The sequence below is a fragment of the Clostridium sp. AM58-1XD genome (assembly GCF_003464085.1).
GTDB lineage: Bacteria > Bacillota > Clostridia > Lachnospirales > Lachnospiraceae > Lachnoclostridium_A.
The window spans coordinates 155,252-165,770 of record NZ_QSDR01000007.1; the positions used below are offsets into that span (position 1 = coordinate 155,252).

Consider the following 10,519-nt stretch of genomic DNA (forward strand, 5'->3'; position numbering starts at 1 on the left):
GGTATAAAAAATACGCCCCTTGCCAGGACGCTCCAAGAATGATATAATTTATTTGCGAGATAAAGTATATCTTCTGGAGCAATCCGGTAAGAGAAAATCTATGTGAAAGCCGCTTTGGTGTTGGTAGCACCAGGGCGGTTTTTGCGTTTATGTTTGACAACATTTTTTACACTTAGTGTATCCCAATTTTATAGCTTTTTCTAAATCCATTTCTTTAGCATTTTTTAATCCGCTACAAAATCTGTGATCATGATATTTGTTGCTCTTATCAGTGATCCAAACAACCTGATGTGAAGAAATATTTATGTTAAGTATTTGGCTAAGATATGTAATATCTTGAGGGAACGCATTGCAATGTCTATTTAACTCGCGATTTAAAACATCGTCTAAATACCTGTAAGGCCCATAATAATTAATTGTATTTAATAAACGTAACAATTTACAAAAACCTTCAGTGGTAAATTTATCATTATTATCAAAGTGCAAATCACGTTTAGGTTTATAATTGTAAATTCGTCCGCCGTGTGCTGCAATATTTCGATATTCAAGGGAAATGAATAAGGTATCCATCATCAGTTTTACTTGATTTTCTTCTGAGATGTCTTTTATATTTGAGTATAATTTATTCACCATCATGCGTTGTTCTGCGATTTTTAGCTGATCTATAAAATTGATGATAGTGCTGAAATATACACTTTTAAATAATATCCAAGGAGGAACTATTCCATATTTAGATTTATAATGATGAATCGGTTCCTTATCTGTTTCTAGTGTACTTGTAAGGGTTTCCAAAATGCCTGTTAAGGTAAAACGGCGTTTGTATTTTTTCTTATTTTGATAATTTCTATATTGCAAATAGTTGAATTGATCAATGCCAAAAGATTTAGCGACAACATCTGCAACAGCTTCTTTAATATATTCCTCTAAATCCAACATAGCAGCCATTACAGCAACTCTTAAATTTTTATCTAGAATATATAATGAAAATACTTGTTCAAATGTAATATCCGATACGAATTTTTTATGCCGTTATCTGAAATAATGACATATGGATCACGATAACTTTTGATAAGATTAGAATATCCATATATTTCTAAACATTGTTTGGCAAATGGTTCATTGTTTATAATAAGGTTGTGCGATTTCAACTTTTCAATCTGTTTATTAACGCTTGCATATTTTATATCACTCATAATTGTCCCCTCATTTGTATATACAAAAAGAGCCCTGGAATACTATTCCAAGACCCTTTTGCAACCGCACAGCAGTCATTCGCTATTACTAGCATTATAGCATATGCAAAAATCTTGTCAAGTATTCTTTTTTGTTTTTAAGCTTTGTTATTGAAAATTGGTTTCTTTCATATCGCCCATTTTACATATCTCCCGTTTAATCAACGATAAATGCATTTTGGTATTAATCAAGCTCTGACAACAGTTTAATTAACCGCATCTTTTGTTCTACAGATAAGTCCCTACCATTTCTTGCTAACAGTTTTTCTACATCCGCATATGTTGGTTCAGGATTAGGAGAATCTTCCCATCCCATTAAGTAAGCAGGGGTACAATTAAAAATTTCAGCAAGTTTAGCAATAGTTTCATGCTTAATATTTTTTATTTCACCACTTTCATATCTTTGCATTGTAGCCTCTTTAATTCCAAGCAGTTCTGCAACATACGCCAGAGTGTAACCTTTTTTGGTACGCATTTCCTTGATTCTATCATTCAGTATACCCATACCATCACCTCGCTGTCTATATATTTACAATAACATAAACTTACGCAAAATGCAACGAAAATTAATGACACGATTAAAAAACTTACGCGATATGCAAAAATACTATTGACATGATTATAATATAGTGGTAATCTAAACTTACTTAAAACGTAAGAAAGAAGGTGATAAAAATGGCGCGTATATATAAAACAGATATTATAGAATTGAAAAAAGCTATGATTGATGTAGGATTAGATAAATTAGTTAATCTTTCAGAGGTATCAGGTATAGACAGAAATACACTATCAAAGATAATTAATGAAGAAGTGCAACCATCATCGAGCGTAATGGATAAATTGGTTGTAACTTTAAAGCTGACCCCAGAAAAAGCTGGGCAAATTTTTTTTAATCCGCTCTTACGTAATAAGTAAGATTTCGTAGTGTACTATAGAACAATCATTATATAGAAATAGAGAAAGAGGTATTAGAGGTAGACCGTACTCAGATCATAGCATTTACCAGAGACAATATAATACATAACAATCATATGGAAAGCTGTACAAACAGTATCGCATACATTAAACCAGGAAGGAGTGATGGTATGAACGGTAAGGTATCAGTTGAAGGAACACTGGACATTGAAAAGGTCTTCAAAGCAATCGCAGAGATAATAGGTGATCGTGAAAATGTCGATATTACAGTCGTTTCAGTCCAAAAAAAGACTGGAAAGGAAGATAAGCCCGCCTGATGGCGGTAACGCTGGACAAGCTGTAGGAAGGAGAAAAAATGAGAGTTCGAATCATATCAGATGAGAGAGATTACCGGGAACGGTACCGCGAGGAACGGCGCTGTCGGCGATTGTATCAAGACGTCTGCCAAGTATTGCTCGTGTGTCTGGTCATTATGGCTGTAGCATTGGCGTGGAAGGGAGGTGTTTAAGGTGACAGGACGCATCATATTAGAAAACGGAGTAGAGGCGCGGTTTTCACTTTTACATACCGACATTGAAGTTCTGGAGAGAGAAGCTGCAAAGGTAAGGGAATTAAGCGCCACATCCAATTATAATGCAGCTGCAGAGCTGGCTCAGGGCGCGATTCCTACGTGGATTCAGTATCTAAAAAAAAGCAGGAAAAACAGAATCCCCAGCTGCGGGAACAGCCGGGGAATCAAAAGAACAAATAAAAATTTAGTCACCCTTATTATCGGGGAAAATGGAGGAAAAGTCAAGATGTTTGGCTATAAATGCGACAAATGCGGCGCACCGATTCATGTCGATCCGTTTGATGAACGGCTTTGCGATGATTGTCTTGCGCAAATGAAGAGCCAAGAGGCGTTTCCAAGAGGATATGTCGGCATTGGAAGAGAAAAGGGAAAATACATTCCATTTGAAGAGGCATATACATATGCCTTGGAATGCTGTCTTCATGGAACGCCAGAGGAACAGGAAGCGTTTCAGGCAGAGTTTGGCAAATCGATTGAGGAATGGTATTTTTCTGGAAATTATTTGAGGGAGGATGAGAAATGAATCAGGCACTGGAAAAATTGATGAAAATCCAGAAAAGAATAAAAGCACCAAAAGATTTAACAAATACATTTGGAGGATATACTTACCGATCAATGGAAGGCATTATAAAAGCTTTCAAACCATTTGAAGAAGAATATCATGTCCTTTTAAAGCTGGATGATGATATGGTCCAGATTGGGGACAGGCATTACATAAAGGCAACAGCAACAATTTACGATGTTGAAACGGGAGACGAGATATCAGCAAACGCTTTTGCCAGGGAAAGTTTGAGTAGAAAAGGAATGGATGACAGCCAAATCACCGGAACGGCTTCTACCTATGCCAGGAAATACGCACTGAATGGTCTTCTGCTTCTGGACGATACGAAAGACGCGGATACGGAAGAATACCTTCAGGAGCAGGATGACAATCCAGCTGATCCGGCCAGAAAGAAAATAATTGAAGCAATCTGTGCAAAGCACAAGATAAAGGTAGACCAGCTGTGTAAGGTTAATGCGATTTCCTGGGATACACTGACCGATGTTCAGTCGGGCAAACTGTTAAACAGCTTAAAAGCAAAATTTGGTGATGACTGATAAGGTAGGTGAAGACTATGCCAAACTATTTCAGCCAAATAACAGGCTATCGAAAATCAGGAGATGGCTGTGATCTGTATGTGCATCTGGACGAGGATATCCGCTATAAGATCGACCTGCAGCACATCCGATTTGCAGAGATCGGACTGGATGACAGCCGTCATATATCGACGGAGCAGCGTAAGAAAATCTATGCAACCATCCGGGATATCGCTGATTATACCGGATATCCTCCGGAGATCGCGAAGGAATGGATGAAGTATCGATACATAGAGCTGACGGGAAATGATTATTTTTCCTTGTCTGACTGCTCCGTAACAACCGCGCGGGAGTTTATCAATGTCTTAATGGATTACTGCCTGTATCACGGCATTATCCTCACAGAAAGCGGCTTAAAGCGGACGGATGATATCAACGCCTACCTGATCCAGTGCATTCGTTATAAAAGATGCTGCATTTGTGGTAAGAAGGCGGATATTCATCATGTGGACGCGGTTGGAATGGGAAATGACCGGAAGCACTACGATGACCGGAACCATGAAATCATTGCCCTGTGCCGAGAACACCATGTAAAGGCGCACAGCCTTGGAAATATCCGATTTATGGGTATGTATAAAGTCTATGGAATTAAGAGGTTCCAGGCTATGGCTCCGGAGAACTATGGGAATTTTGAAAACATGCTATCTCTAAATGGTTAATATTTGTGTCACGACAAAAAAAGCCATTGCTGATAAACCTTTAAGGCCGGTGCTGACTGACCGTCTGCCGGCCGGGAAGGAGGGAGGAATGGGAAAAGCGCAGAGAGAAAAAGGAAAGCGCGGCGAGCGTGAGCTGGCTAAGAAGCTGCAGGAATACGGATACGACTGCCGGAGAGGCCAGCAGTACTGTGGAGCAGACGGATCGGCGGATGTGATCGGGCTGCCTGGTATCCATATCGAATGCAAGCGGGTGGAACGCCTGAACCTGCAGGAAGCGGTAGAGCAGTCTGTAAGAGACGCAGAGGCAGTTAAGCTTCCATTTGCAGAGGAAATACTGCCAGCGGTATTTCACCGCCGGGACAGGGCAGAATGGCTTGTTACCATGCCCTTAGAGGAGTGGATCAAGCTTTACCGGGAGTGGGAAGCCGGACAAAAAATAGAAGGGTAGGTGACTGCCTGCATGAATTATATAGAGCTGCTGAATCAATTTTACGAATTCATCCAGTGCAGCCAGGTTTCCAATAACGCACAGTTGCTTTATTACACGTTACTGGCAATAAACAACAAATGTAGTTGGTCGGACTGGTTCTCGAGGACAAACGTAAATATCAGCGGGATGATGGGAATAAGTGAAAAGGCTTTGATACGAGCCAGAGCAGAGCTGAAACAGATCGGCCTGATTGATTTCATCCCATCGAAAAAAAGAGGGGAATGCACGAAGTACAGCATTTTGTACCCTACAAAAGACAGTACAAAAGGAGGTACAAACGAAAGTACAAACGGCAGTACAAACGCAGTGCAAACGACCGTACAAAGTTCAGACATAAATAAACTAAAACTAAACAATTAAAGAAAGATACTAACGTATCCAAAGAAAAACGCTTCACTGCGCCGAAAGTCGATGAGGTAGCAGCATATTGCCATGCACGGAATAACGGCATTGACGCTCAGGGCTTTGTTGATTTCTATCAGTCCAAGGGTTGGATGGTTGGAAAAAACAAAATGAGCGATTGGAAAGCAGCTGTGCGGACTTGGGAGCAGAAGCGGAAGAAGGGAGAACATGCGGGTGAAGACGCTGGAAGAAGCCGTAAGCCGGATACAGGCAGAACGTACGGCTCAGACGATTATTTTGGAGACGCCGGAACAGACTTCCAGGGATTCTGATGTCTGTCCCATTTGTCAGGGAAAAGGTTGGATATACTGGGTGGATGAAGCCGGCAGGGATTATGGACGGCGCTGTGATTGCGGCTTAGTGGAACGTCAGATCATGGAGCGGAAACTGAGCTTTGCCAATATACCAGAAGCTTTTAAGGAGATGTCCTTAAAGACGTTTCAACTGGGGGTATATCATCAGGAGGACAGCCGGCGAATCATCAAACAGACATGTGCAGCAATTAAATACTATATGGATCATCTGGAAGATATGAGGGCAAAAGGAATGGGACTTTACCTGTATTCCGGAACAAAAGGTTCAGGAAAGACCAGAATGGCTGCCAGCATTGCAAATGAGCTTATATACACCCATCGTCTGCAGGTCAAGTTTGCAGGCTCCATGCAGATCGTAAATGAGATAAAGTCTACATGGGATGACAAGAGTAAAAGCGAAAGTAATCTACTTTCTGCGTTGTCATCCGTACAGGTGCTGGTAATCGATGATTTTGGTACAGAACTGCCGAAGGACTGGATTGGGGAACGGTTTTACAGCATAATTAATGGCCGGTATCAGGACAGAGTGATTACGATCTTCACCAGCAATATGAACCTTGAGGATCTCAAATATGATGACCGGATAACCAACCGAATAAAAGAACGTACATTTCAGCTGCCCTTTCCGGAAGAATCGGTGAGAGAGCTGATAGCAGATGAGAACAGAAAAAGCTTAATTGAAGGAATGAACCAAAAATAAAAACAGGCGATGAAGCCAAAAGGAGGGGAGAATAATCGTTTATCAATATGATGTCCTAGACGCAGAGACAGGAAATGACCTTTATGAGAATCTAACTGCAAAAGAAGTGAACGCGGCAATCGGATTGCCCAAAACGAGTGCAGCCACATATGCGAATGCCGGGTACACATACAGAGAAAAATACCAGATCACAAGGGCGGCAGGCTGCCGATCAAGAGAAGAAACCGGTAGAGAATGGATCAGAGTAACACAGCTTCTGAAACGATACCCGGAGAAGATCAAGAAGATTAAACTGATACCAAAAGTAACAGAGAGTGAAATTAAGAACTGAGTCAAATGTCGTACATACAGAAATGAGGCCAGATATGAATGAAACCAGGATAAGGAACGATGATAAGATCCAGATCGGGACAAACATAAAGAGGATCCGAAAGCAAAAGAGGTTAAAAACATCCGACCTGGTTATCAAGGTCCAGTTGTCTGGTGTGGACATAAATATCTTTGTTCTTTGCAAGATTGAAGCCAATACGCAGCATATTAAGGCAAGTCAGTTTCGGGCAATAGCAGAGGCGCTGGAAGTTGACTGTATGGATTTGCTGGCTGATTATGGTGAGGGACCAGAGGAGAGATGAGTTTATTTGAGATCGTATTTTTATATTTTGGTGGAGATTATGAGAAAATGGTCATTTGTCTGGAGGAGATCGGGGAGCTGACCGGAGTCAGTATGGATCCGGTTATCAGACAGCTGGACAAGATTACACACGAGGATTATTAACTTAATCAGAAAGGAGACGGAGCTCCTGCAGGGCAAAGTCATGACGGCTCCTTTCGAAAATGAGCGAAGAAAAGGATTATATCAAGCGTTTTGTAGCAATGCAGCACCTGCCGTATGAGGTAAAAGTAAAACGAGCGGAACGTCGAATACATGAGTTTTATGATGAAATCGTAAATGAACGAGGAATGAATGTTCACATTTCTGTAGGAGGCCTGGACAGCATTACATGACTGTGCTTTATTCGTTCCCTGGGATATGACATACCTGCAGTAGGGGTGACTTCAGTAGAGCATGCGAGCATTCGGAAAATACATAAAGAACTGGGAGTCAAGCCTATTTACCCGGATATGGCAAAACACAAAGTTCTTCAGGAATTGGGATTTCCAGTAATCAGTAAGGCAAAGGCACATAAAATCAATCTCCTTCAGACACCTGACTCAGAAAAGCAGACATTTATCCATGCGATCATGACAGGCGATATGGGAGAACAGGGAAAGTGGCAGCATTCCAATAAGATAAAACTTCCGGATAAGTGGATCAAGTTATTTGGAGGATTGTACCAGGAGCATAGACCAGACTTGTGCTGCCAATGTGCAGGCTTTAAGGTATCTGCAGATTGCTGCAAGCATATGAAAGAAGATCCCTGTGACCGCTGGGCAAAAGAAAACAACAGCTATCCATATCTTGGTCTGATGGCTTGCGAAGGAGGCCAGAGAGAATTTGCACTCATGAAGAATGGTTGTAACTACTATGGAAAGAATGTTATCCGATCGGCGCCATTCGCGCCCTTCTTGCGGGAAGATGTGCTACAGCTGAATCGTGACCTACACGCACCTGTACCAGAAGCATATGGAGAAATAAAGCTAGTCAATGGCAAACTGGATACTACCAAGGCAAAAAGGACAGGATGTGATATCTGTGGATTTGGAATCCATATAGAGAAGCGGCCACACAGGTTCGACCGGCTCAGGGAGGACAATCCAAAGGCATGGAAGTATTGGATGTATGAATGCTGTGTTGATGAAGTCACTGGTGAACGCTATGGCTGGGGACGAGTGCTGGATTATATTGGTGTTGGGTGGGAAGATTACCCGGCTGTGCAGATGGATATGTTTAGAGATGGATTTATATAAAATTAACATTTTAACATTTTAAACTGGTCGGATTCGACGGGTTTAGAATTAGCATTTTGGAGGATTATGGGACAGATAAGTATATTTGAGTTTTTGGGGCAACCGCCTCCAATAGGAAGCACTGTATATTTTCTTACATACGAAAAAATAAAAAAAGCTGTTGTAATTAGCCATGACGCATTTTTTGCTGGATGGGAATTTAAAGGATATATAAAAGTCCAAGAAGCTAATGGAACAATAAGCAACGTGGCGGAGTATTACACATCGAAGGAAGAAGCAGAAAAAGCAAGATATTAATAATCAATAGTTTTAAGGTATAACGGGTGCCAGGACATCCGAGAAAGTGGAGATACGGTTGATGGCATGTGTGCCGCATTTGCGGAGCGTATAAGGGCTGCCTTTGAGAATGACATTAGTCAGGAAAACTGATATTTTAGGGGGATTATAATGGAAAGTGTAAGACCGATTGAGGTACATAAAATATGTTTGGTCTGCCGCACAAGATATTCTTTTGATAAGAAGGTGTGTACTTGCGGCCGCAGCTTATATACGACAGGTGTTTGTAGAAGCCTTATGTTGAAAGGAGGGGAAACCAATGGACAAGATCAAAAAGCGGGATATGAAACTAAGTGATTATAATATATCTCGTGCGAAATATAATGAACTGAAGTACTTTTGCATGCAGTACTACGAGAAGAGGAGGGAACTGCAGAGCAGATATGGATTAAGGGCGGTGATAAGCGACGGACAGCCGAAAGGGAACCTTCCAGGGAAACCGACAGAGAGCATTGCAGTAGAAAATACTATTCTGCAAAGAGATATTGATCTGATCGAGCGTACAGCAAGGGAGGCCGATTCGGATATCTACCAGTGGTTGATGAAGAATATAACGGAAGGTGTACCGTATGAGTGGTTGGATGTGCCAATGAATAGAACAGACTTTTATTGCTCCAGAAAGTATTTTTTCTATCTACTTTCTAAAAAAAGATAAAAAATGTGCACTAGAAGGGGCAGCTTCCGTGATATTATGGTAGTATGCAAACGTTAGAGGTAATGCTTGTAATCCTCCCCTAATTGAAATTTATGGCAGTCAGGTGCTATAGCTTGGCTGCTGATTTGGTATCTGGTTTATATTCTCCCAAGACATTTTCCAGATGCATAAGAGGCATCCTAGAAATAGGGTGTCTTTTACTTATTAAATTTACTAATTTTACAAATCAGAACATTTGTTCTATAATTTGAATATACGAAATGGGCTTATATAGTAGTATTTTACAAGAGGAATATGATATAATATAAGAAAATGTCAATGGGAGAGGCGTTATGTCATATATTCGTAAGATAAGAGTAGAATACTATCAAGTAGTAAGCTGTTTGAAAGACCAGGCCAATTGTGAAGACTTATATGATTTAGAAGAATTATTGGTAAAGATAGACCAATATACTTTGAGGGAAAGAACATTTGATTATTATCAAGAAGAAGCGAGATTAGATAAGCTTAAATATAATAGCATTGATAAATATTGGTATTTAAACTTTGCCAGACTTAGGCAAACTAAAATCCCCTCTACAGCAAAAGATGATTCACAAACGGAACCGCTAATTTTATTAGATAATGAATATATTGGTGAAGAGGTAACTGCTATATATGACACTAATAATCATATTATGGCGCTTCAACGAAATCGTGATAGTTTAAGCTCAGTTGGTGTTGAACATTATTTAAATAAAGCGTTGAGTTCTGATAAGTATGAAATTCACCTTAGGCCTATAGCCCCGTTGGATTTAGATATTAAATTAAATAGGGCTAAAATATATAGAAAGCTGTCTATGAAATTTGCTAATATACCTACTAGTACTTTTAATGGTAATAGAGACTCTTCTTTTGGAAGATTATTGGACTATTTTAATGGTTTTTCGGCAAATGCAGCTGTTCTAACAATTTCATTAGGACGTGCAAAAAAGGGAACATTAGACGATGAACAGGTAAAAGAAACTATTGGAATTTTAAGGGAGAATAAGGGATTAATTGCTAATGCCGAATTAAATATAAAAGAATTCGAATGTGATCCAGTGGATACAGTAGATTTGTTTTCAATGAAAAGTCATGATTTTATATCATTGAAATTAGAAAAATTAGAAACAATCAAGTTTGAAGAGATAGCAGACGAAATTCATACAAAATATAATA

Annotated in this window: 18 protein-coding genes and 1 pseudogene; 17 read left to right on the top strand and 2 right to left on the bottom strand. The window is 40.0% G+C overall.

Annotated features, from left to right (window positions below):
- Positions 1–147: 147 nt before the first annotated feature.
- A pseudogene (locus DXA13_RS06165) lies at positions 148–1,014 on the bottom strand (Abi family protein); the annotation flags it as partial.
- 402 nt (positions 1,015–1,416) lie between these two features.
- On the bottom strand, positions 1,417–1,737 hold the full coding sequence (locus DXA13_RS20910) for a helix-turn-helix transcriptional regulator (protein WP_181995544.1): 321 nt from the start codon (positions 1,735–1,737) through the stop codon (positions 1,417–1,419).
- Positions 1,738–1,907: 170 nt separating this feature from the next.
- Here DXA13_RS20910 and DXA13_RS06180 point away from each other — a divergent pair, with 170 nt between their 5' ends.
- The 17 genes from DXA13_RS06180 to DXA13_RS06240 form a co-directional block, all read left to right on the top strand.
- A complete protein-coding gene (locus tag DXA13_RS06180; protein WP_118242499.1) occupies positions 1,908–2,147 on the top strand; it encodes a helix-turn-helix transcriptional regulator in 240 nt (79 codons plus the stop codon).
- A 170-nt stretch (positions 2,148–2,317) separates the two neighbouring features.
- Positions 2,318–2,464 (top strand): hypothetical protein, encoded by a 147-nt coding sequence (locus DXA13_RS20915; RefSeq protein ID WP_181995545.1) that lies wholly within the window; start codon positions 2,318–2,320, stop codon positions 2,462–2,464.
- A gap of 38 nt (positions 2,465–2,502) precedes the next feature.
- Complete coding sequence (locus DXA13_RS20920) at positions 2,503–2,655, top strand: hypothetical protein (protein ID WP_181995546.1); 153 nt, start codon at positions 2,503–2,505, stop codon at positions 2,653–2,655.
- Between the two features lies 1 nt (position 2,656).
- The gene (locus tag DXA13_RS06185; protein WP_118242501.1) at positions 2,657–3,241 is read left to right on the top strand and encodes a hypothetical protein; all 585 of its coding nucleotides are present in this window, start codon (positions 2,657–2,659) and stop codon (positions 3,239–3,241) included.
- Positions 3,238–3,816 (top strand): ERF family protein, encoded by a 579-nt coding sequence (locus DXA13_RS06190; protein ID WP_118242504.1) that lies wholly within the window; start codon positions 3,238–3,240, stop codon positions 3,814–3,816. The genes DXA13_RS06185 and DXA13_RS06190 overlap by 4 nt, the downstream gene beginning before the upstream one ends.
- 17 nt (positions 3,817–3,833) lie before the next feature.
- Complete coding sequence (locus DXA13_RS06195) at positions 3,834–4,514, top strand: putative HNHc nuclease (RefSeq protein WP_118242506.1); 681 nt, start codon at positions 3,834–3,836, stop codon at positions 4,512–4,514.
- An 88-nt stretch (positions 4,515–4,602) separates the two neighbouring features.
- A complete protein-coding gene (locus DXA13_RS06200) occupies positions 4,603–4,962 on the top strand; it encodes a hypothetical protein (RefSeq protein ID WP_118242542.1) in 360 nt (119 codons plus the stop codon).
- A 12-nt stretch (positions 4,963–4,974) separates the two neighbouring features.
- Complete coding sequence (locus tag DXA13_RS06205) at positions 4,975–5,364, top strand: hypothetical protein (RefSeq protein ID WP_118242508.1); 390 nt, start codon at positions 4,975–4,977, stop codon at positions 5,362–5,364.
- 210 nt (positions 5,365–5,574) lie between these two features.
- The gene (locus tag DXA13_RS06210; protein WP_118242510.1) at positions 5,575–6,420 is read left to right on the top strand and encodes an ATP-binding protein; all 846 of its coding nucleotides are present in this window, start codon (positions 5,575–5,577) and stop codon (positions 6,418–6,420) included.
- A 124-nt stretch (positions 6,421–6,544) separates the two neighbouring features.
- Positions 6,545–6,751, top strand: coding sequence for a hypothetical protein (locus DXA13_RS06215; RefSeq protein ID WP_147347997.1), 207 nt, complete (start codon positions 6,545–6,547; stop codon positions 6,749–6,751).
- Positions 6,752–6,785: 34 nt separating this feature from the next.
- Complete coding sequence (locus tag DXA13_RS06220) at positions 6,786–7,052, top strand: XRE family transcriptional regulator (protein WP_118242514.1); 267 nt, start codon at positions 6,786–6,788, stop codon at positions 7,050–7,052.
- Entirely contained in the window at positions 7,049–7,195 is a 147-nt protein-coding gene (locus DXA13_RS20925; RefSeq protein WP_181995547.1) for a hypothetical protein, read from the top strand. The genes DXA13_RS06220 and DXA13_RS20925 overlap by 4 nt, the downstream gene beginning before the upstream one ends.
- A 59-nt stretch (positions 7,196–7,254) precedes the next feature.
- Positions 7,255–7,425, top strand: coding sequence for a hypothetical protein (locus tag DXA13_RS20930; RefSeq protein WP_181995548.1), 171 nt, complete (start codon positions 7,255–7,257; stop codon positions 7,423–7,425).
- A gap of 117 nt (positions 7,426–7,542) precedes the next feature.
- Complete coding sequence (locus tag DXA13_RS06225; RefSeq protein WP_118242517.1) at positions 7,543–8,328, top strand: hypothetical protein; 786 nt, start codon at positions 7,543–7,545, stop codon at positions 8,326–8,328.
- A 66-nt stretch (positions 8,329–8,394) separates the two neighbouring features.
- Positions 8,395–8,625: a hypothetical protein gene (locus tag DXA13_RS06230; RefSeq protein WP_118242519.1), complete on the top strand. Its 231-nt coding sequence runs from the start codon at positions 8,395–8,397 to the stop codon at positions 8,623–8,625.
- A 298-nt stretch (positions 8,626–8,923) separates the two neighbouring features.
- Positions 8,924–9,319 (top strand): hypothetical protein, encoded by a 396-nt coding sequence (locus DXA13_RS06235; protein ID WP_118242521.1) that lies wholly within the window; start codon positions 8,924–8,926, stop codon positions 9,317–9,319.
- A gap of 332 nt (positions 9,320–9,651) precedes the next feature.
- Positions 9,652–10,519 (top strand): DUF6731 family protein (locus DXA13_RS06240; protein ID WP_118242523.1); only part of this gene is annotated, 868 nt, incomplete at its 3' end.